Origin of the sequence: Nocardiopsis exhalans, from assembly GCF_024134545.1 — a bacterium.
Classification (GTDB): domain Bacteria; phylum Actinomycetota; class Actinomycetes; order Streptosporangiales; family Streptosporangiaceae; genus Nocardiopsis; species Nocardiopsis exhalans.
This window is the reverse complement of the sequence record NZ_CP099837.1, coordinates 3968541-3990843: the sequence shown is the minus strand read 5'-3', so window position 1 is coordinate 3990843 and position 22303 is coordinate 3968541. Positions and strand designations below refer to the sequence as shown.

General features: G+C 71.6%; 13 protein-coding genes. 4 read left to right on the top strand and 9 right to left on the bottom strand.

Annotation, left to right across the window (positions count from 1 at the left end; all coding sequences use genetic code 11):
• Window positions 1-19: 19 nt before the first annotated feature.
• From NE857_RS17675 to NE857_RS17665, 3 genes are all read left to right on the top strand, one after another.
• Window positions 20-1252: an aminotransferase-like domain-containing protein gene (locus NE857_RS17675; RefSeq protein ID WP_301184360.1), complete on the top strand. Its 1233-nt coding sequence runs from the start codon at window positions 20-22 to the stop codon at window positions 1250-1252.
• 56 nt (window positions 1253-1308) lie between these two features.
• Window positions 1309-2259, top strand: a complete 951-nt coding sequence (locus NE857_RS17670; RefSeq protein WP_254416765.1) for a D-alanine--D-alanine ligase family protein — start codon at window positions 1309-1311, stop codon at window positions 2257-2259.
• A 907-nt stretch (window positions 2260-3166) separates the two neighbouring features.
• Complete coding sequence (locus NE857_RS17665) at window positions 3167-5386, top strand: molybdopterin-dependent oxidoreductase (protein ID WP_254416764.1); 2220 nt, start codon at window positions 3167-3169, stop codon at window positions 5384-5386.
• 587 nt (window positions 5387-5973) lie between these two features.
• Here NE857_RS17665 and NE857_RS17660 read toward each other — a convergent pair.
• The 3 genes from NE857_RS17660 to NE857_RS34300 form a co-directional block, all read right to left on the bottom strand.
• Entirely contained in the window at window positions 5974-6981 is a 1008-nt protein-coding gene (locus NE857_RS17660; RefSeq protein ID WP_254416763.1) for an FAD binding domain-containing protein, read from the bottom strand.
• Window positions 6982-6998: 17 nt separating this feature from the next.
• On the bottom strand, window positions 6999-9626 hold the full coding sequence (locus NE857_RS17655; RefSeq protein ID WP_254416762.1) for a molybdopterin-dependent oxidoreductase: 2628 nt from the start codon (window positions 9624-9626) through the stop codon (window positions 6999-7001).
• Between the two features lie 107 nt (window positions 9627-9733).
• Entirely contained in the window at window positions 9734-11704 is a 1971-nt protein-coding gene (locus NE857_RS34300; protein ID WP_301184228.1) for a serine/threonine-protein kinase, read from the bottom strand.
• 149 nt (window positions 11705-11853) lie between these two features.
• Between NE857_RS34300 and NE857_RS17645 the strand changes: the two genes are divergently transcribed.
• Window positions 11854-13071 carry a serine hydrolase domain-containing protein gene (locus tag NE857_RS17645; RefSeq protein WP_254416761.1) on the top strand — a complete coding sequence of 406 codons (1218 nt, stop codon included), beginning with the start codon at window positions 11854-11856 and terminating at the stop codon, window positions 13069-13071.
• 39 nt (window positions 13072-13110) lie between these two features.
• Here NE857_RS17645 and NE857_RS17640 read toward each other — a convergent pair whose 3' ends face one another.
• The 6 genes from NE857_RS17640 to NE857_RS17615 all read right to left on the bottom strand — a co-directional run bounded on the left by NE857_RS17640 (window position 13111) and on the right by NE857_RS17615 (window position 22209).
• Entirely contained in the window at window positions 13111-15096 is a 1986-nt protein-coding gene (locus tag NE857_RS17640; RefSeq protein ID WP_254416760.1) for a serine/threonine-protein kinase, read from the bottom strand.
• A 216-nt stretch (window positions 15097-15312) separates the two neighbouring features.
• Window positions 15313-16755 carry an NCS2 family permease gene (locus NE857_RS17635; RefSeq protein ID WP_254416759.1) on the bottom strand — a complete coding sequence of 481 codons (1443 nt, stop codon included), beginning with the start codon at window positions 16753-16755 and terminating at the stop codon, window positions 15313-15315.
• Window positions 16756-17040: 285 nt separating this feature from the next.
• On the bottom strand, window positions 17041-19476 hold the full coding sequence (locus NE857_RS17630; protein WP_254416758.1) for a xanthine dehydrogenase family protein molybdopterin-binding subunit: 2436 nt from the start codon (window positions 19474-19476) through the stop codon (window positions 17041-17043).
• On the bottom strand, window positions 19476-20834 hold the full coding sequence (locus tag NE857_RS17625) for an 8-oxoguanine deaminase (protein ID WP_254416757.1): 1359 nt from the start codon (window positions 20832-20834) through the stop codon (window positions 19476-19478). Before NE857_RS17625 ends, NE857_RS17630 begins: the two co-directional genes overlap by 1 nt.
• Window positions 20831-21349: a (2Fe-2S)-binding protein gene (locus tag NE857_RS17620; RefSeq protein ID WP_017580081.1), complete on the bottom strand. Its 519-nt coding sequence runs from the start codon at window positions 21347-21349 to the stop codon at window positions 20831-20833. The genes NE857_RS17625 and NE857_RS17620 overlap by 4 nt, the downstream gene beginning before the upstream one ends.
• Window positions 21340-22209 carry an FAD binding domain-containing protein gene (locus tag NE857_RS17615; RefSeq protein ID WP_254416756.1) on the bottom strand — a complete coding sequence of 290 codons (870 nt, stop codon included), beginning with the start codon at window positions 22207-22209 and terminating at the stop codon, window positions 21340-21342. Before NE857_RS17615 ends, NE857_RS17620 begins: the two co-directional genes overlap by 10 nt.
• Between the last annotated feature and the right edge of the window lie 94 nt (window positions 22210-22303).

The following is a 22303-nucleotide window of genomic DNA, read 5'->3' as shown; positions in this document are numbered from 1 at the left end:
CGCACTCCGAGCAAAGGGCATGGTCGCATCGGAGGTCAGAGCACTCTTCGCGGTCGCGTCCCGGCCGGAGATCGTCTCCCTGGCGGGCGGTATGCCCAACGTCGCCGCCCTGCCCCTGGAACAGCTCGGCGACCTGGTCAAGGACGTCGTCTCCGAGGAGGGCGCCACCGCCCTCCAGTACGGTTCGGCCCAGGGCGACCCCGTCCTGCGCGAACAGATCTGCGACTACATGACGCTCGAGGGCGTCCACGCCAGCCCCGACGACGTCATCGTCACCGTCGGCTCCCAGCAGGCCCTGGACCTGCTCACCCGGGTCTTCGTCGACCCCGGCGACGTCGTCCTCACCGAAGCGCCCACCTACGTCACCGCGATCAACACCTTCGCCGCCTTCCAGGCCGACATCCGCCACGTGGGCCTGGACGAGCAGGGCGTCATCCCCGAGGAGCTGGAGGAGGCGCTGGTCCGCGCCGAACTGGACGGGAAGCCGGCCAAGTTCTTCTACACGATCCCCAACTTCCAGAACCCCGCGGGCATCACCATGACCGCCGAGCGCCGCGCCCAGGTCATGGAGGCCTGCGAGCGCCACGACGTGCTCGTGATCGAGGACAACCCCTACGGGCTGCTCCGCTACGACGGCGAGGCCGAGCCCACCCTGTACTCCCAGGGCAACGGCAACGTCATCTACCTCGGCTCGCTCTCCAAGACCCTCTCCCCGGGGCTGCGTATCGGCTGGGCCCTGGCGCCCTCGGCCGTGCGCGCCAAGCTGGTCCTGGCCGCGGAGTCGGCGATGCTCAGCCACTCCACGTTCAACCAGCTCGTGGTCCGTCGCTATCTGAACACCTTCCCCTGGAAGGAACAGATCAAGGCGTTCAACTCCATGTACAGCGAGCGCCGCGACGCGATGCTCGGATCCCTGGCGGCGATGATGCCCGACGGGTGCACCTGGACCAAACCCGAGGGCGGGTTCTTCGTCTGGGCCACCCTGCCCGAGGGCATCGACGCCAAGGCCATGCTGCCGCGCGCCGTCAACGAGCGCGTGGCCTACGTGCCCGGCACCGGCTTCTACGCCGACGGCCGCGGCCGGGACAGCATGCGCCTGAGCTTCTGCTACCCCACCCCCGAACAGATCCGCGAGGGCGTACGCCGCCTCGTGAGCGCGATCGAGGGTGAGATCGATCTGCGCGACACGTTCGGTAGTACCATCGCCCCGCCCACCCAAGGCAGCCAGGCACCCACCCCTGACCTGCCCTGACATTCCCTCGTAAGGGCAAACGCACCATGACAGCAGCACAGAAGGAGGTTCGCGCCGTGGCTGACCTTGACCGGGTTCTCGTTCTCGCCGGAGGCCTGTCCCCCGAACACGAGGTGAGCGTCCACTCCGGCCGCAGCGTCGCCGAGGCCTTGCGCCGACTCGGCGTCGAGGTGCAGGTCACGGATGTCGACTCCGGTCTGTTGGACCGCCTCGCCGCCGACCCGCCCCAGGTGGTCTTCCCCGTCCTGCACGGGTCCGCCGGTGAGGACGGCGCGATCCGCGAGGTCCTGGAACTGGTCGGGGTGCCCTACGTGGGCGCCCGCCCCGACTCCTGCCGTCTGGCCTACACCAAGCCCGCCGCCAAGGCCCTGCTCGCCGAGAAGGGCGTGCGCGTGCCGCGCGGCGCCGCCCTGCCCAAGTCGGCCTTCCACGACCTGGGCGCCCCTGCACTGCTGGATCGCCTCGCGGACCGGCTCGGCCTGCCGCTGTTCGTCAAGCCCGACCGCGGCGGCTCGGCCTTCGGCGCCACCCCGGTGACCTCGGTCAGCGACCTTTCCGCCGCCCTGGTCTCCTGCTTCGCCTACAGCGACTCCGCGCTCGTGGAGGAGCAGGTGCAGGGCACCGAGCTGGCCATCGGCGTCCTGGACACCGGCGACGGCCCCGTGGCCCTGCCGCCGGTGGAGATCGTCCCGGACGGCGGGGTCTACGACTACGCGGCCCGCTACACGGCCGGTCGCACCGAGTTCTTCTGCCCGGCCCGCCTGGACGAGTCCGTGGTCGCGGCCGCCACCGAGGTGGCCCTGACCGCCCACCGCACCCTGGGGCTGCGCGACTTCTCCCGGACCGACATCATCGTCGACGCCGACGGCGAGGCCATCTTCCTGGAGACCAACGTCGCCCCCGGCCTGACCGAGACCTCCACGTTCCCGATGGCCGCCGCGGCCGCGGGGCTGGACTTCGCGGTCGTGTGCCGCGAGCTCGCCCACCAGGCCTACCTGCGCGGCTGACGCGCCGGGAAAAACTGAACGGGGCCCGTCGGAGCGATCCGGCGGGCCCTCGTCGTGGTACGCCCGGCATGGGCAGTTGCTTGAGGGTGAAAGTCCCTTGCGGGAGGAGATGGTGCCAACCGCGAGCCGGAGGCAACGGCGTCATCGCGAGGTGGGGTCGGAAGGAAGCCCGAGGCGAAACCCTGCACTGAGGAACACGAACCGTGTATGAGGCAGTCCGACCGGGGTGAGCCAGCCACGGATGGCGAAGCCCGTCACCGTCAAGACGGTCGGGGTGTAAACACGGCAGGCGTAGGGGGAAAGTGGCTGTTCTTATCCGGGGAGGTCTGTCTGGGTGTCGGTTTGCTGAGTTGTCGCTGCGCCGACGGGTCCGCTCGCAAGGGTGGGTCTGACCAGGCAGAAGTCAGCAGAGGCCATAGTACTGACCGGCAGGTCAGGAAGGGCTGAACGTCGAGTGGAGCAGAAGGAGGGGGCTTGCTCGGTTGGGTCGTAATGATCGCTGTAAGCCGGTCTGAGAGCCGGTCCACCGTGGGGCGGAGAGGGTGCATTCCCTCAGAGCTGCTTCATGCTGGTGCGTAGGCGGCCACGGCGCAGTTCCCAAGAGCTGGATCCATGGGTCCGGGCCTTGATGGCCGGGCCGGTCGTCGTCTGAGACGGCTTGACGAACCGCCAGGTGCGGGCCCGCATGCCTGGTGGTGTGGGAGGCGGGTCGGGTGACCCGACCCGCCTACCCGATTGCCCGGAACGGGCGGCCATGTGCAGGCGCGAGTCCTTGCGCCGGGTAAGAGCCTCACGTACACGAACGATCTGATCGTCGCCGCCGACCGAGCCCGACGTGCACGAAGAGGTGCGCGACGAGTAGGGTTCACTGCAAACCGACTGTTCGGTATGTGAAAGGGAGTCCCCCATGGAAACGGCCCTGCGGATCTGTCCGCTGTGCGAGGCCACCTGCGGCCTGACCCTGACCATCGACGCGGGGCGGCTCGTCGGGGCGCGCGGCGACCGCCAGGACGTGTTCAGCGCCGGTTTCGTGTGTCCCAAGGGTGCCACTCTCCCCAGCCTGGACAACGATCCCGACCGGCTGCGACGGCCCATGATCCGGGACGGAGAGCACTGGCGCGAGGTCGACTGGCCCGAGGCCTTCGCTGCCGTCGACGCCGGTCTCACCGGCGCGATCGAACGGCACGGACGCCAGGCCGTGGCCAGCTACCTGGGCAACCCGAACGTGCACACCCTGGCCGGTCAGCTCTACTCGGGTCTGCTGGCACGCACCATCGGGAGTACCAACGTCTACAGCGCCAGCACCGTCGACCAGATGCCCAAGCACGTCTCCTGCGGGCTGATGTTCGGCGATCCGTTCGCCATCCCCGTGCCCGATCTGGACCGCACCGACCACCTCCTCATGCTCGGCGCCAATCCGTTGGAGTCCAACGGCAGCCTGTGCACCGCCCCCAACTTCCCGGGCCGGCTCAAGGCCCTGCGCGCCAGGGGAGGACACCTGGTGGTGGTCGACCCCCGACGCACCCGTACCGCCGATATCGCTGACGAACACGTTCCCATCCGGCCCGGTAGTGACGCCTACCTGCTCTTCGCCATGGCGCACACCCTGCTGACCGAGAATCTCGCCGCCCCCGGAGTTCTCGCCGAGCACACCGACGGCCTGGACGAGCTCCGCGCGCTGGCCGAGGAGTTCACTCCCGAAGCGGTCGCCCCGGTCTGCGGGATCGGAGCCGAGCACATTCGTGCTCTGGCCCGTGACCTGGCAGCCGCGCCCAGCGCCGCCGTCTACGGCCGTCTGGGTACGACGACCGCTCAGTTCGGTACGCTGACCAGTTGGCTGGTGGACGTACTCAACCTGCTCACCGGCAACCTGGACCGGCCCGGAGGAGCGATGTTCCCCCAACCGGCGCACCGCGGTCCCGGTCCCGGCCGCGCACGGCCCTTCGAGATCGGCCGCTGGCACAGCCGTGTCCGGGGACTGCCGGAGGCGAAGGGCGAGTTCCCCGCCGTGACCCTGGTCGACGAGATCACGACCCCCGGCCCAGGCCAGGTCCGGGCCCTGGTCACCGTCGCCGGCAACCCCGTGCTGTCCACCCCGGGCGGTGAACGTCTTGCTGAGGCGCTGCCGGATCTGGAGTTCATGGTGAGCGTGGACCCCTACCTCAACGAGACCACCCGCCACGCGCACGTCATCCTGCCGCCCGCGCCACCCAGCCGTTCCAGCCACTTCGACCTGGCCTTCAACGAACTCGCGGTGCGCAACAACGTCCGCTACTCGCCCCCGGCCCTGCCACTGGGCCAGGGAGAGGTCGCCGAGGGCGAGATCCTGCGTCGACTCGTGCAGATCGCAGCGGGTCATGGGCCCGATGCCGACCCCGAAGCCGTGGACGAAGCCGAGATCGCGCGGCTGCTGGCCCGTGCGGTAGCCGACCCGGACTCACCCGTGCACGGGCGTGACCCGGCCGCGTTGGCCGCCTGCCTGTACCCGGGCGGCTGGGCCGAGCGCCGCGTCGACCTGCTCGTGCGCCTGGGCGCCTACGGTGACGCCTTCGGTGCCCGCCCGGAGGGCCTCAGTCTCCGTTCCCTCCTGGACGCGCCCCACGGCATCGACCTCGGAGCACTGCGCCCGCGTGTACCCGAGATCCTTGCCACCGCCTCCGGCCGTATCGAAGCCTGCCCGCCGCCGATCGCCGCTGATGTGGCTCGACTGCGCGAGGGACTGGAGGAACGCCGCGAGTCCTTGGTACTGGTGGGCCGACGACACCTGCGCTCCAACAACAGTTGGGGACACAACGTGCCTCGGCTGACGGGCGGCAGCAACACCTGCACCCTGCACGTGCACCCCGAGGACGCGACCCGCCTGGGTCTGACGGACGGCGGAACGGCGACGGTACGCAGCGGTGCGGGTGCGGTGCAGGCCCAGGTGGAGTGCACCGACACCGTCCCGCCGGGGGTGGTGAGTCTCCCTCACGGCTGGGGACACGGGGTGCGTGGGACCCGGATGTCGGTCGCCGCCCAGAACCCGGGCGTGAACGTCAACGCCGTGACCGACCCTTCCTTGGTGGACCCGCTCTCCGGCAACGCCGTCCTGAACGGAGTCCCTGTCGCGGTGCTCGCGCAGGAGTGACCCGGGCAGGGGCACGCCCTGCGGAACCCGAGTCCAGGCTGCCCGCCCCAGAATCCCGGTGGGCAGCGTGAGCTCGGGGCGGATTCCGGCCCCTTCGTCCTCCGTGATCTTGCTACCAGGAGCAAGTTCGGCGCCTTGGGTTCCAGTGGCTCCGGGCTTCTGGTAGCAAGATCTACTGGTCCACCATGGTGGGTGTCGGGAGGGTTTCGGAAGCAGCGGACACACATCTGCCTGGGTTAGGGACGTTCCAAGGGACACCCCGCTCAACCGTTCGCTCGCTCAGCCACCCATCCGCTGTCCCGAGAACCGTTGCTCAAGGCTGAGCGTGGGTTGCACATGCTCGGCCGCGCACACCGAACGGTCTTGGGTGTGCTGGTTCCCGACGGGCTCAGGCCACGGGGCGGTGACACGCGTCCTGTGCGTGGTCCGGTCCCGGGAAGCGGGTTCCCTCAGGAGCTGAGCGCGGGTGTGTCAAGGGCCCTCCCCAGGCCGTGTCCGTCTTTGGGCCCGTCCGGGTCGGCCGGGTCGGCCGCCACGCCACGGCGGCCCACCCGGCCCCACCCCGGATCGCTCGCTCCGAGCCCGTGTCACCGGTTCGGAACCTCCAGGGACCGTTCGATTACACCCCGTACGGTCGCCTGGAGCAAGGGGACCTTGTACCCGGTGGCGGGCAACGGGGAGCAGATTTCAGCGAGAGCGTCCAATGCCTCCGCCACCGCCGTACCCGGATCCCGGCCCGGAACCGAACCCACCAGGGCCCGCTCCACCCCGGTCAGCCGCAGCGGGGTACGGGCCACCCCGCCCACCGCCACCCAGGCCCGGACGACCGGGCCGGTGCCGCCGTCGGCGCACTCCAGCCGGGCCACCGCCTCTACCAGCGGCCACTCCGCGCGCGAACGCCCCGCCACGCGCAGGTGGGCCGCCCGTTCCCCGGCCACGGGGGCGGGCATGCCGACCGAGACCAGCAGATCCCGGGCGCCGAGCACGTGGTCACGGGTGGGGTCAGCACCCTCGTACAGCTCCGCCACCCCTCTTGCGGTCTCCGTATCCGAACCCTGCCCGGAGCCGTGCCGGACCCGCACGGTCGCGTCGTAGGCCAGCAGCGCAACCGCCAGCGACGACGGGTGCGGGGCCACGCACGGCCCCTGGTCCACGACCACACCGTGCAGGTGGTCACCGGCGCGGGAAGGGCACGAGTCACCCCCGGTCTGGAAGCAGTCGAAGGCAGGATTGCGAAGGTAGGAACAGCGGTTGCGCTGCAACAGGTTGCCGCCCACCGTGGCCGTACCCCGGATCTGCGGGGTGGCCAGCGCCCGCGCCGCGACGGACAGCCCCGGGTAGGCCCCGACCAGGCCGGGGTCGGAGGCCAGCTCGGCGACGGTGGTCATCGCGCCGATGCGCGCCGCGCCGTCTGAGGTCCATCGCACTCCACGCAGTTCGGGCACGTGCAGCAGATCCACCAGCGGGCCGGGCGCGAGCGCGCCGACCTCCAGACAGGCGGCCAGGTCCGTGCCCCCGGCGCGGGGGCGCGCACCGCCCCCGGACAGTTCCCGGGCTGCCTCGGCGGCGCTCGTGGGACGAGCGACGGTCAACATGGGCTGTGGCGCCGCGGTCAACGCTGGCCCCCCTTCGGTCGGTTGGAGCTGATCAGTCGGTCCGGGCGCAGTGGAAGGTCGTGCGGGCGCCGGCCGGTGGCGTCGTACACGGCGTTGCCCAGGGCCGCCGCCACACCCACCACCGACACCTCTCCCAGGCCGACCCCGCCGCCCACGACGTGCTCGAACCCCTCCTCGTGGAAGTACACCTCGGTCTCGGGCACGTCGCCCATCCCCGGGATGCGGTAGTCCTCCAGGTTGTCCGAGAGCACCACCCCGGTGGCGAGGTCGTCGCGCCGTTCCTCGAAGAGCGCGTAGCCCACGCCCTGCACCACCGCACCCTCGCACTGGTTGCGGGCCAACCGCTCGTTGTAGACGCGCCCGGCGGCGATCCCCGCCCAGCAGCGGGTGGGCCGCACCCGGCCGAGCAGGGTGTCCACCTCCACCTCCATCACGTGGACAGCGCCGCTCATACCGCGCCCGACGGCCAGGTCGTCCATGTTCGGGGTCAGCTGACCCCAGCGGTCCGAACGGCGCTCACCGACCACGCTCACGCCCTCGGCGGCGGCCAGCGCCTCCTTGAACACGTGCTCGGGGACGGGACCCGCGGCGGGCACGTCGGGGCAGAGCTCGCGCAGGGCCTCGCGCAGCCGGTCGGCGGCGTCGGCGGCGGCCGGGCCCATGGAGGTGGTGGTGCGGCTGCCGAAGGAACCGGTCCCGTGCACCGAGGAGCTCTGCCCGATCTCCACCCGCAGGTCCGCGGCGTTCACCCCGAACCGGTCGGCGACCACCTCGCCGAGCAGGGTTCGGATACCGGTGCCGATGTCCTGGGTGGCCGAGCGCACCACCAGGGCGCCGCCCTCCACCACCAGCTCAACCCGGGCGTCGGGCGCCAGCAGGTAGGGCCAGCCCGCGGCGGCCAGCCCCACCCCGCGCCGGAACCGGCCGGTGCGCTCGCCGCGCGGACGGTCCCGCCACAGCGCGAGGTCGGCGACCCGCTCGTACAGGGCCTGCCGCTTGGGGTTGCCGTCCCAGCGGCGGCGCAGGGTCAGCGGGTCCTCGCCGAGCCGCTCGGCCACGGTGTCCACGGCCTGCTCCAGGGCCCAGGCCATCGGCGGCCCGCCGGGCCCGCGCATGGGCTCACCCGGCGGCCGGTTGGTCACCACGTCGAAGTCGCGCACCCGGCGCGGCGAGCGGCCGTACATCAGCGCGGCCAACACGGCGGCGTTGGAACCCACCGACACCCCGCCGTCGCCGTGGGAGTCCACGGACAGCGCCCGCAGGGAACCGTCCCGACCGGCCAGTAGCGCCACCCGGGTGCGGGTCCCGGGCCGGTGCCCGGCGTCGGTCAGCTCCTCGGCCCGCTCCAGGCTCACCCGCACCGGGGTGCCGGTCAGCCGGGACAGCTCCACGGCGGCCACGACGTCCGCGGACAGCGAGTTCTTGGCCCCGAACCCGCCGCCGACGTACTCGGTCACCAGGTGGACCCGCTCCCGGGGCAGGTCCCAGCGCTTGGCCGCCTTGGCAGCGATCTTGCTGACCGACTGGGTGGACACGTACAGGTGCAGGTCGCCCCGCTCCCACCGAGCCACGCTCACGTGCGGCTCCAGCGGGCTGTGCACCTGGGTGGCGGTGGTGTACTCCTCGGCCACCAGCAGAGGGTCCCGTCGGCGGGAGGCCGCCCGCAGCCGGGCCACGGCGGTGGGCCCGCGCCAGCTGAGCACCCCGGGTCCGCGCACGTTTCCGTTCCAGGGCGCCGCGGGAGTGGGCGCCTCACCGTAGGTGGGCGCGGCGGCGCGCTCCTCCTTGGTGGGGTAGAGCACGGGGGCGCCCGGGGCGCGGGCCGCCTCGGGGTCGGTCACCGCGGGCAGGGGTTCGAGGTCCACCCGCACCACTCCGGCGAGCTCCCTGGCCGCCGCCCGAGTGGGCGCGGCCACCGCGGCGATCGGCTGGCCCACGTAGCGCACCACACGGTCCTCACCGAGCAGGTCCACCAGCGGCGGAGCGGCCCCGCCGGGGTCGGGGCCGACGCTCACCTTGAGTACGCGGGCGTGCGGCACGGTGGAGCGCACGATCACGCCCTCCCAGGTGCCGGGCGGGGCGAAGTCAGCGCTGAACCGTGCGCCACCAGTCACCTTGGCGGGGGCGTCCGCGCGCGGCGGGGCCTGCTCGGGTTCGGTGTCGAACTCACCGGCGCAGGCGGCGGCCACGGCCGCGAAGATCCCCTCGTAGGCGCCGCAGCGGCACAGGTGACCGGCCAGGGCGTCGGCGATCTCGCCGCGCCCGGGGCGGGTGTCCCCGTGTTCGGCGCGCCAGGCGTCCACGAACACCGAGGCCTCCACGGCGAAGCCGGGCGTGCAGTAGCCGCACTGGAGGCCGTCATGGGCGGCCAGGGCACGCTGCACGGGATGTGCGCCGTCCAGCCCCTCGACGGTGGTCACGGAGCGACCGGCCAGATGGTCGGCGGGCAGCAGGCAGGAGGCGGTGGGCGCTCCGTCCACCAGGATCGTGCAGGCCCCGCACACACCGGAGCCGCAGGCGATCTTGGTGCCGGTCAGCCCGAGCCGGTCGCGCAGGTGGTCGGCGGCGCTGAGGCCTGGGGCGTCGGGTGCGGGGGAGGGTGCGCCGTTGACGCGCGTGTCCATGGGCGGCTTCCTGGGTGGAGGTGGAAGTTGTCATTGACAACTTAAGTCGCCGCGAAGCCCGGTGTCAAAGGATTTCCGGGGTCCGGCACCCGTTCCCGGTATCGGTGTCACCTGCCGAACGCGCTCTGGTACGACAAGTCCAGCTGAGCCTGGGCATGCTCCAACTGGTCGGTGAGCCGCAGCACCGTGGCCTGCACACCGTCCGCCTCGACCACCACCCACTCCGGCGGCCTGCGTCTGCGCCAGCCGCGCAGCGACCAGGAGACCACCTGTTGCAGGACCAGGGGCGCCAGCACCAGCCCCCACAACAGTTCGTCGGACGCGTTCGCTTCGCTCAGGTTCAGCAGGGACGACAGAGTCAGTCCCACCACCAGGGCGACCACCACGGACATGGCCTCCCGGGTTCCAGCCCGCCCGAAGCGGCGCAGCTCCTCCAGCCGAGGACGGGTCAGAGCCTCTCGTTCGCTCAGTTCGGTCAGGGCCAGGGACACCTGAAGATGGACCGCCTCCACCCCGGCGGCCTCGGCCGGGTCTCCCGACACCTTCGTCGCGGGGGCCAGCTCGGCCCACCGCCCCACCACGTGACTGGAGCCACGCATGCGCCCGCGCCACAGCTGGGGGGCGAGCAGCGCGGTCAACAGCTGGCCCATGAACCCCGCTGAGGTCGGATACACCGGGCCTGATCCGATCCAGTCCAGCCCGCTCAGCCAGGGGTTGTACCTCTGGGCCGTGCGCTCGGCGCTCCTGGCTGCGGTACCCAGGTCAGTGGCGAACTCGCGGTACCCCTGGCAGGGGAACCCGTGACAGTCGTGACCGGGTTCGGAGCAGTGGTGCCCGGACAGCGCTTCGACCACCTCGACGGTCACCCCCTTCTCGAGGAAGAGGCCCTGCGCCGCTCGGACCCGGCCGGTCAACGCGGTCAGGGTCATGTCCCGGCCGCGGAGCAGCGGGGGCAGGTCCGGGCGCAGCCGCGCCAGCAGCCGCACCAGAGCCAGCTCGGGGTCGGCCCGGGCCTCGGCGGCCACCAGGGACCCGGCCTGTTCCCGACCGTGCAGGTCGATCAGCCACGAACCCAGCACCCGGCACTGCCGGGGCTGGGCCAGGAACGCCACCGCGGCCCCCCAGCGCTCACGCATCGCCTCGGCAAGCTCGTCCGGGCCGGAGAAACCGGAACCGTCGAACCACAGCGGCGGACCACCCGCCGTCCGGGCCGGTACCGGAGCCGGTACCGGGTTCGCAACCGGAGCCGGCGAGACCGCCGGTGTCACGGCCGGAGCTTCGGCCGCGCCGGTGAGCAGGTCGATGAGCTCCCGTGCACTGGGTCGCTCCTCGGGCTCCTTGCTCAGACACCGCTCCACGATTCCGCGCAGCCGGTCCGGCAGGGCCGAACAGTCCGGGGTGTCCACCAGGACGCTCTTGACCAGCGCCCGCTGGCTTCCGGAGTCGAAGACCGGCCGCCCGGTGGCGGCGTAGACCATCACCGCGCCCCAGGCGTACACGTCCAGGGCCGGGGTCAGCCGTGCTCCGTCTTCCAGTTGCTCCGGGGCCATGTATTGCAACGTGCCGATCACCGCGCTGGCGGTCAGGGAGGTGGCCTCCTCGAAGGGTCGCGCGATGCCGAAGTCGATCACTCGCGGTCCGTCGGCGGCCAGCATGATGTTGCCCGGTTTGAGGTCGCGGTGCACCACACCGGCCGCGTGGATCGCCGAGAGCGCCGTGGCCGTGGACACCGCCAACCGGTCCAGGTCCGTCCCCGTTCTGGGGCCGTTCTCCCGCACGTCCTGGGAGAGTGTGGGCCCGTCGACGAATTCGCTGACGATCCACGGCTGCGCCGCCTTGGGGTCGGCGTCCAGAACCTGGGCGACACAGAACGGGCTGACCCGCCGGGCCGCCTCGACCTCGCGGGCGAAAAGTTCGAAGAACCGCGGATCGGTACCGGGACTGACGTGCAGCAGCTTGACCGCCACCCGCTTGCCCCGGGCGTCCTCACCGAGATGGACCGAGCCGAAACCGCCCCGGCCGATCTCTTTGAGCAGGCGGTAGCCGCCGACCTCGACGGGCGGGGAAGTGGGGGACACGGGGCCTCTTTCTGCTGTTCTCCGGCAGGGCCCGGGGGTGGGCCCGACCCTGGGGACGCGCTTGGAGCCCGTCCGGTTTTACCCGCCTTGGGTTACGCTGGGCCCCGTCGACGCTACCGCCTCATCCCCCCAAGGACCCTGAGGACCCCATGCACGTCGCCTTACAGCCCCGCGTTCACGGCTGGACAGAACCGGCCTTCGCGCCCGTCCGCGAGGCCTTCCAACGCAACTTCACCGAACACGGTGAGCTGGGCGCCGCCGTGGCCGTCCACCATCGCGGCCGTCTGGTGGCGGACCTGTGGGCGGGGGTACGCGACCAGAGCACCGGCGCCCCCTGGGAGTCGGACACCCTGGCCATCGTCTTCTCCGCCACCAAGGGCGTGACCTCGATGGTCCTGGCGCACGCCCACTCCCGCGGGCTGTTCTGCTACGAACGCCCGGTCGCCGACTACTGGCCCGAGTTCGCCCAGCACGGCAAGGAACACGTCACCGTCCGCGAACTCCTCTCCCACCGCGCGGGCCTGCCCTACCTGGACGTCGAACTCAGCCCCGCCCTGCTGGCCGACCACGACCGCCTCGCCGAGGCCTTGGCCGCCCAGTCGCCGGTCTGGGCCCCGGGCACCCGGCACGGCTACCACAGCGTCACCATCGGCCTGTACGCGGGCGAACTGCTCCGGCGGGTGGACGGGCGCACCGTCGGTACCTACCTCGCCGAAGAACTGGCCGGGCCGCTGGGCCTGGACCTGTACGTGGGGCTGCCCGAGGACATCGACCCCGACCGGCTGGCCCCGATGGCCGGGGGCACCTGGCGCGACCTGGCCGCCGACCCCACCGCCGTGCCCCTGGGACACGTACTGGCCCGCTCCCTGCCCTGGACCACCGCCGCCCGCACCTTCGCCAACCCACCGCTGAAGTCCGCCAACCAGCTGGCCGGGCCGGACTATCGGTCCGTGGAACTGCCGCACGGCAACGGGTTCGCCACCGCCCGCTCCCTGGCCGTGCTCTACGGCGAGTTCGCCCAGGGTTCACCGGTGCTCGGGGTGGGCCAGGACAGCCTGCGCGCCCTGGAGGAGCAGCCCACCGAGCCCTCCGGCGGTGAGCGCGACGTCAACCTCAAGGTGCGCACCCGCTACTCGCTGGGCCTGTGGAAGCCCTTCCCCGGATGGCGGTTCGGCAGTGACGGCCGCGCCTACGGCACACCCGGCGCAGGTGGCTCCTTCGGGTTCGCCGACCCGGCCACCGGGACGGGGTACGGGTACGTGCCCAACCGGATGGGTCTGCGGATCTGGGATGACCCGCGCGACGTCAACCTGCGCGAGGCCCTGGTCGACTGCCTGCGGTCCGCGACGAACGACAGCTCCGCCTGAACCCGCGGGGCCCGCCGGCCGCGCGGCGGGCAGGAGAGGTCACTCGGTCTCCGCGCCGCCCTCTGGATGCGGGTCCGCGCCTGCGTCGCCACCGCTCTCGTCCGTGCCGGCGCCGTTACCAGCACCGCCGCCGCCACCGCCGCCACCGCCGCCGTTACCGCCCTCGCCACCGTGACCGCCGTCGCCGCCACCGGCCCCCTCGGGCTCGCAGGCCTGCGGGTCGTAGTCGCACACGTCAGGCTCGACCGGAGGGCAGCCGGGCGCGTGCGGATCGGTGTGGCAGTCCACCTCGGGAGGCGTCCACTCCGTTTCGGGGGTAGTCCATTCCGTCGGAACGCCCTCCTCTCCCACGGGGTCCTCGGTTCCGCCTCCGTCGCCTCCGGCCGGCTCCTCCTCCCGGACCTCGGGCTCCTGCCCTTGTTCCGGTCCGGTGACCGGCTCCGCGGGTTCGCTGGCGGGTACGGAACGGGCGGGCTCCACCTGGTTCGGTGCTCCCTGCCCGGTGGCCCAGATCAGCAGCGCGCCGAGCAGCCCCAGGAACGCCACGGCACCCACGGTGAGCAGCCCCGCCTTCGAACGCCGCCGAGCACGGCTCCGCCCGCCCGGGTTCGGGGAGGGTTGCGGTGGCACCTCCGGGACGGCGCCGCCCACGGGCGGGTAGTCGCCGGTCTGCTCCCCGACCCCGGCGGTGCCCTCTCCCGGAAGCGTGCCCCGAACGTCCGGCGCGGTGCTGTCCGTGGGCGGGTAGTCGCCGGTCTGCCACGGAGCGCCGGTGTTCTCCCTGAACCCGGCTGCTCCGATGCCCTCACCCGGGAACGGGCCTCGCGCGTCTGGAGCGACGCCGCCCCTGCCCGGGAGCGGATTCCGAGCGAACGAAGCGGGGTTGTCCGTGGGTGGGTAGTCGCCGGTCTGCCACGGAGCACCGGTCTGTTCTTCGCCCGTGCCTCCGAAAGCGCCCGAGTGGATGGCGCCCCCGCCCGGTTCCCGGCTTTGGGCGGGGACCGTGTTGGCTGGCGGTAGGGGCGGGAGAGCCTGGGCGGGGATACCGGCCACGGGCGTGTTCACAGACACCTCCGAAGGCGCCGGGTCGGTCGATCCCCACGCGCCGCCCCTCTGCGAGGGCACATAGCCCGCGACCGGCAGGACGCGGATGCGGGCGGTACCCTGGACCACGGTCGCGGACGCCTGCTCCAGCACGGTGGTCGGCTCCGTCTTCGAGGCCGTGGGGACACGTCCGATCAGGCGGTCCAGGACCTCCACCGCGGTGGGCCGCTCCGCCGGGTCCTTGGCCAGGCAGTGCTCCAGTACGGGCAGCAGCCGCTCGGGCACGTCGGTCAGGTCCGGTGGCTCCGAGAGCACCTTGTCGATCACGGCCATGGTGGTATCGCCGGGGAAGGCGTGGTGCCCCGAGGCCGCGTAGGCCATCACGGCGGCCCAGGAGAACATGTCGCCGGAGGCCGCGGCCGCGTCGCCGCGGATCTGTTCCGGTGACATGTAGGCGGGGGTTCCGGTCACCGCAGTGGTCTGGTGGGTGGCGTCGGTGAAGCGCGCGATGCCGAAGTCGATGACCCGTGGTCCGTCCGGTCCCAGGATGACGTTGCCGGGTTTGAGGTCGCGGTGGACGACCCCGGCCTCGTGGACGGCGGCCAGCGCGGTGATGGTGGCGATCGCCAGTCGGTCCAGCGCGGCTCCGGTCCGAGGCCCCTCATCCGTGACCGCGGTGCGCAGGGTGGGGCCGGGAACGTACTCGCTGGCGATGTAGGGAATGTCGGCGTCCATGTCCGCGGCCAGGACCGCAGCGGTGCAGAAGGGGGCGACTTTGCGTGCCGCCGACAGCTCCCGGGCGAAGCGCTCGCGCTGGCGCTGGTCGTCGTCCCAGAGTCCGGCGAGTACTTTGACCGCGGCGGGGGACCCGTCCTCCCCGTGCCCGAGGTAGACGACCCCCTGCCCTCCGCTGTCGATCCGAGCGGCCAGGGTGAACGGGCCGATCTGTTCCGGGTCGGTACTGGTCAGAGGAGTGGTCATGGTCGCGCCCCATCGGAAGGGAGTCGCCGGTTGCGTGCTCCGTCATGGACTATGACGCCGCGGGGGGCAAGAACGGGCCTTGCTCCCAGGTAAGATTCTCCTCCTTTTTTCCCGACAGAAGGGGAGACCGAAGTACAAATGTGTGCAATCGGCCTCCCCTGGCAGTCACCTGCGAGTGAAGGAACCGCAAACCCGGTGCCTGTGACGACCCTTGCTCTACAACCCGAAGGCGTGCATCGCGAAGTGGAAGGCGAACACCGCGCTCAGGATCCACATCAGCCAGCCGACCTCGCGGAAGCGGCCCTGCGCCGACTTGATGAGGGTGTGCGCGATGATCCCGATCCCGATGCCGCTGGCGATGTCGTAGGCGAACGGCATGATCGCGATGGTCAGGAACGCGGGGATGGCCACCGAGACGTCCGTCCAGGCGATCTGACCCACGTGCATCATCATCATGGCGCCCACCAGCACCATCGCCACGGACGCCGCCTCGGCGGGCACCATGCCGAAGACCGGGGCGAAGAAGATCGCGCTCAGGAACAGCAGGCCGGTCACCACGCTGGCCAGTCCGGTCCGCGCCCCCTCGCTCACCCCCGCGGTGGACTCCACGAACACCAGCGTCGCCGAGGAGCTGGTCAGACCACCGGTCACCGCACCGGCGCCGTCGGTGACCAGGATCTGGTTGACCCGGGGCATCTGCCCGTTCTCGTCGGCGATGTTGGCCTTGGTGCCGATCGCCAGGATGGTGCCCAGCGCGTCGAAGAACCCGGCCAGCACCAGCGTGAACAGGATGACCCCGGCCGTTGTGGGTCCGGCGCTCGTCCAGGCGCCGAACAGGTCCACCTGGAACAGCAGGCCGAAGTCGGGTGTGGCCACCGGGCTGGAGGGCAGTTCGGGGACGCCGCCACCCCAGGCCCCGGCGTCCAGCCGGAACACGAAGTGCAGGGTCACGGCGAGCACGGTCGCGCCGATGATCCCGTAGAAGATCGCGCCGGGCACGTTGCGGGCCAGCAGCACGCTGGCCAGGATCAGCCCGGCCACGAACACCAGGATCGGCCAGCCGTTGAGGTGCCCGCCGCCGCCTTCGGCGCCGAGCTGTAGCAGGCTGCCTCCCTCACTGGCACTGACGAACCCGGCGTTGGCCAGGCCGATCAGTGACACGAACATGCCGATGCCGACGCCGATGGCCAGCTTGAGGTTGTGCGGAAGCGCGTTCATCACCGCGGTGCGCACCCCGGTGACCACCATCAGGATGATGGCGATGCCCTGCCAGATGACCAGGCCCATCACCTCGGGCCAGGACATCACCGGGGCCGCCTGGTAGGCGACCACCGCCATCACGCCCAGTGCCGCGGCGCAGGCGATCGGGGCACGGCCGACCACGCCCATCATGATGGTGACCAGCCCGGCGGCCAGAGCGGTCATCGTGGTCAGTTGGCCAGCGGAGAGGTGGTCGCCGTTCACGTCGGCCACGCCGCTGAGGATGATCGGGTTCAGGACGATGATGTAGGCCATCGCCATGAAGGTGGTCAGGCCGCCGCGGATCTCCCGCCCGAAGGTGGAGTTCCGCTCGCTGATGAAGAAGAAGCGGTCGAGCCAGGATCGATCCGTACCGGCCTGCGGCCGCGGCCGCGAACCGGTGTCGTTGAGTTTGGTCACGTCCCCTCCTGGAGGGATATGAGCACAGCGAATATCGCCGTGTGTGGGGGGTTTGCTACTCTTTGTAGTCAAACTTGGGTGGTGCCAGGACGGCACTGTCCTGACGGCCCGCCCCGGGGCCGAGGGCGTCGGATGTCCGGGGCGGGTGTCTGGGGCGGGGACGGCGACGGGTGCTGCCGCCGCCCCACCGGTTCAGGGGGCACTTACTACGTGGAACCGGCCGCTCCACGGCCAAGGAGCCCTGGATCAACCTGGAATCACCAAGCCGGAATCATCAACCCGAGATCACAGGTCGATGCCCACGATGTCCTCCGGGCGCACCGGCGCGTGCGTCAGCGGACGCTTGGTGGCGTCGCGCACCGCGGCCACGACCGCCGGGGTCGAGGACAGCGTCGGCGGCTCGCCCGCGCCGCGCAGCCCGTACGGGGCGTGCGGGTCCGGGTGCTCCAGCACGTCGATGCGCATCGGCGGCATGTCCAGGATGGTCGGGATCAGGTAGTCGGTGAAGGACGGGTTGCGGATCACACTGTCCTTGACCTGGATCTCCTCCATCAGCGCCAGCCCCAGGCCCTGGGCGGAAGCGCCCTGGATCTGACCGGCCAGCTGCTGGGGGTGGAGCACCTTGCCCACGTCCTGGACGGCGTCCAGGGCCACCACCTTCACCAGGCCCAGATCCACGTCCACGTCCACCACGGCACGGTGCACGCACATGCCGAACTGGGTGTGCGAGGAGCCCTGGCCCAGCGTGGGGTCGAGCATCTCGGTGGGCCGGTGGTGGTGCTCGCGGGTCTCCTCCACGACCGTGCCGCCACTGGCGGACTCGCCCAGCAGGTCGGCCAGGGACACCAGGGCCCCGGCGGTCTCGGACTCGATCTTGCCGCCGGTCAGCGACAGCTCGGCGTCGGCGATGCCCTCCGGGATCACGCCGCGCTCGCGGGCCAGTGCGAACACCGACTCGCGCACCGCCTCGCAGGCCATCTTCACCGCGCCGCCGGTCATGTACGACTGCCGTGAGGCCGAGGACGAACCGGCCGAACCCACCTGGGTGTCGGCGGGGGCGATGGCCACCTTCTCCACACCCAACTCGGTCCGCGCGATCTGCCCCTTGACGGTCACCAGGCCCTGGCCGACCTCGGCGGCGGCCGTGTGCACCAGCACCACCGGCTCACCGGCCACGATCTCCATCCGCACCCGGGCCGTGGAGTAGTCGTCGAAGCCCTCCGAGAAGCACAGGTTCTTCAGGCCCACGCCGTAACCCACACCGCGCACCACACCCTCGCCGCGGGTGGTCCCGGCCACGCCGCCCGGCAGAGTGCGCTGGTCGGAGGGGTCCTCCAGACCGGTGCGCTCCACCGGCATAGGAAGGTCGCGGGCGCGCTCCAACATCTCCGCCATCGGCAGCGGCATGTCGATCTCCTGGCCCGTGATGATCCGGGAGCCCTGCGCCATGGCGTTCTTGACCCGCAGCGCCACCGGGTGCATGCCCAGCTTCTCCGCGAGCTTGTCCATCTGCGACTCGTAGCCGAAGCAGGCCTGCACCGCGCCGAAACCGCGCATCGCGCCGCACGGCGGGTTGGTGGTGTACACGCCGTAGGCGTCCACCAGCACGTTCGGCACCTCGTAGGGGCCCACCCCCAGCGAGGAGGCCACACCCACCACGGCGGGCGTCGCCGAGGCGTAGGCGCCGCCGTCGACGATGATCTCCATCTTGACGTACAGCAGCGTGCCGTCCGCCCTGGCGCCGTGCTCGAACCTCATCTTGGCCGGGTGCCGGTGCACGTGGCCGTAGAAGGACTCCTCGCGGTTGTACACGAACTTGACCGGCTTGCCGGTGCGCAGCGCCAGCAGCGCCGCGTGGATCTGCATGGACAGGTCCTCACGGGCACCGAACGCGCCGCCCACGCCCGCCAGGGTCAGCCGCACCTTGTCCTGGGGCAGGTCCAGGGCCGGGGCGATCTGCTTCTGGTCCACGTGCAGCCACTGGGTGGCCACGTACAGGTCCACGCCGCCGTCCTCGGCGGGCACCGCCATGCCGGACTCCGGGCCGAGGAAGGCCTGGTCCTGCATGCCGACCTCGTACTCCTCGGCCACGATCGCGTCGGCCTGGGCGCGCAGGCGCTCCAGCACCTGACGCTGGCCCTCGCCGGACTCGGCCACCCCGACGAAGTCACCGGTGCGGATCGGCTGGTGGCGCACCCGGTTACCGGCCTGGCGGTACTCCTCGTGGATCTTGAGGGAGCCCTCCTCGTGCACGAGCGGGTACTCGGGGTCGTGGGCGGCCCGCACCGGGTCGCTCACCGGCTCCAGCACCTCGTAGTCGACCTTGATGCGCTCCATCGCCCGGCGCGCGGTCTCGGGGTGGTCGGCGGCCACGATCGCCACCGCCTCGCCCTTGTACCGCACCTTGCCGTAGGCGAGCACCGGCTGGTCCTGGTACTCCAGGCCGTAGCGCTTGTTGCCGGGTACGTCCTCGTGGGTGAGCACCGCCTCCACCCCGGGCACCTTGAGCGCCTCGGTGATGTCGATGCCCAGGATGTTCGCGTGCGGGTGGGGGCTGCGCAGGGTCGCGCCCCACAGCATCCCCTCCATCCACAGGTCCGAGGAGTAGGCGAACTCGCCGGTGACCTTCAGCGTGCCGTCGGGGCGGCGCGGGCTCGCGCCCAGTCCGTCCTTGGTGGTGCTGGACAGGTCCGTGGTCACGGTCTTGGTGGTCGCCGTCATCAGTGGTTCGCCTCCTGCATGAGGGATCGGTGCGCCGCACGGCCCCGCGCGGCGGCGGTCTCGGCGGACAGGGTGCGCAGCTCACCGCGGTCGACGACGGTGTTCCCGCCGACCAGGAGCCGCTCCAGGGGCGGGACGGGACCGAAGGTCAGCGCCACCACCGGGTCGGCGATCACGTCGAAGCCGAAGCCGTCCACGCGCCACAGGGCCACGTCGGCCTGCTTGCCGACCGTCAGCGAGCCCAGCTCCGCCTCGCGGCCCAGGACCCGGGCCCCGCCCAGGGTGGCCAGTTCCAGGGACTGCCGGGCGGTCAGCGCCTGCGGGCCCTTGCGGGCACGGGCCATCAGCAGGGCCTGGTGCATCTCACCGGCCATGGTGGACAGCTCGCTGGAGGCGGGGCCGTCCACACCCAGGCCGACGTTCACACCGGCCGCCAAAAGCTCGGGCACCCGGCAGATACCGGCGCCCAGGCGGGCGTTGGAGGTCGGGCAGTGCGCGATGCCGGTACCGGTCGCCGCGATCCGGCCGATCGCGGAGTCCGACAGGTGCACGGCGTGCGCGAACCACACGTCATCGCCCAGCCAGCCGAGCTTCTCGGCGTACTCCACCGGGGTGCAGCCGAACTCGGCCAGGCACTTCTCCTCCTCGTCGAGGGTCTCGGCGAGGTGGGTGTGCAGGTTCACGCCCTTGTCCCGGGCGAGCGCCGCGCCCTGCGTCATCAGGTCCCGGGAGACCGAGAACGGCGAGCAGGGAGCCACCGCGACGCGGGTCATCGAGGAGGCGGAGGCGTCGTGGTGGGCGTCGATCGCCGCGGCCGTTCCGGCCAGCGCGCCCTCCAGGGTCTCCACCACGCTGTCCGGCGGCAGACCGCCCTGGCTGTGCCCGCGGTCCATCGAACCGCGCGCCAGGTCCAGGCGGATGCCGACCTCGCGGGCGGCCTCGACCTCGGCGGCGACGATGTCACCGCGCCCGGCCGGGTAGATGTAGTGGTGGTCCGAGGCGGTGGTGCACCCGGACAGCGCCAGGTGGGACAGCCCGGCCGAGGTCGTCCCGGACACCACGTCGGCGTCCAGGCGGTGCCAGATCTCGTAGGAGCCGACCAGCCACTCGAAGAGCGTGCCGTCGGCGAAGAGCCCCTGGGTGGCCCACTGGTAGAGGTGGTTGTGGGTGTTGACCAGACCCGGCGTGGCCACGCAGCCGCGGCCGTCGATCCGCTCGGCCTCACCCTGGACCTCGGGGGCGGGACCCGCGCCCACCGCGGTGATCACACCGTTGTGGGAGACCACGTGACCGTCGGCGTACTCGGCGCCGTCCACGGTCACCACGTGGGCGCCCTCGATGATCACGGTCCGGCTCATGAGTTGCTCCCGGCTGCCTCGGCGCGCCGTTCGGCGGCCAGGTGGACGGCGTCGATGATCTTCTCGTACCCCGTGCAGCGGCACAGGTTGCCGGCCAGGGCCTCGCGGATCTCGGCGTCACCGGGGGCGGCCTTGCCGCAGCCCACCGTGCGCTCCAGCAGGTCGTCGGTCTGCACCAGCAGGCCCGGCGTGCAGAACCCGCACTGGACCGCGCCCGCCTCGACGAACGCCTCCTGGACCACGCCCAGAGCGCGGTCGCTGCCCTTGCCGGTGCCCTCTGCCAGGCCCTCCACGGTGCGGATCTCGCGGCCCTCGGCCTGCCCGGCGGCGATCATGCACGAACACGCGGTCACACCGTCGAAGTAGACCGTGCACGAACCACATTCGCCCTGCTCGCAGGCGTTCTTGCTGCCCGGGAGGCCCAGTCGCTCACGCAGTACGTACAGCAGGCTCTCGCCCGGCCACACGTTGTCGGCGCTGACGTCCTCGCCGTTGACGTTCATGTTCACGCGCATCGCGTGGACCCCTTCCGGTAGTCGGTGACGGACCAGCTCAGCGCACGGCGAGCCATGACCGACAGAGCGTGCTTGCGGTACTCGGCGGTGCCGCGCTGGTCGTCGATGGGACGGGCGGCCGCGGCCACGAGGTCGCCGAAGCGGCGGACCACGGATTCGGCGAGCGGGCGGCCGTCCTCCCAGTCGAACTCGTTCGCCAGGAACTCCTCGGCGGCCTCCGAGCGCAGCGGGGTCGGACCGGCCGAACCGATCCCGGTGCCCACCGCCCGCTTGTCGGTGTCCAGCGCCAGGCTGAACGAGGTCACCGCGATGACCATGGCGTTGCGGGTACCGATCTTGGCGAACTGCTGCGGGCCGGTGGCCTCGGGCAGCAGGACCGCGGTGATCAGCTCGTCCTCGCGCAGCGCTGTGGTGCGCAGGGACAGGTAGAAGTCGCGTGCCTTCACCCTGCGGGTGCCGCGGACGGAGGCGAGCTCGATCTCGGCGTCCGTGGCCAGCAGTGGCGGGTGGGACTCACCGGCGGGGGAGGCCCCGCCCAGGTTGCCGCCGACCGTGCCGCGGTTGCGGATCTGGGGGGATGCCACCGACCGGGAGGCCTTGGCCAGAGCGGGGGCGCGCCCCGACAGGTGCTCGATGATCCGGGTGTAGGGGACGCCGGCGCCCAGTCGCGTCCGGCCGCCGTCCACCCCCCACTCGGTCAGCTCGGGGACCCGGGTCAGGTCGATCAGCGCCGAGGGGCGGCGCTTGTCGAAGTTCAGCTCCACCATCACGTCGGTGCCGCCCATGATGGGCACCCCGTCGGGGTGGGCGCTCCTGGCCTCTAGGGCCTCCACCAGTGTGGATGGCCTCAGGAATTCCATGCTCGTCCTCGTCCTGGCAGTGCGGTCTGGTCGCGTCGAATCCGGCGCGATCCCTCGTTAGTAGGGCGATCCTGTGAAGTACAACACTCGAAAG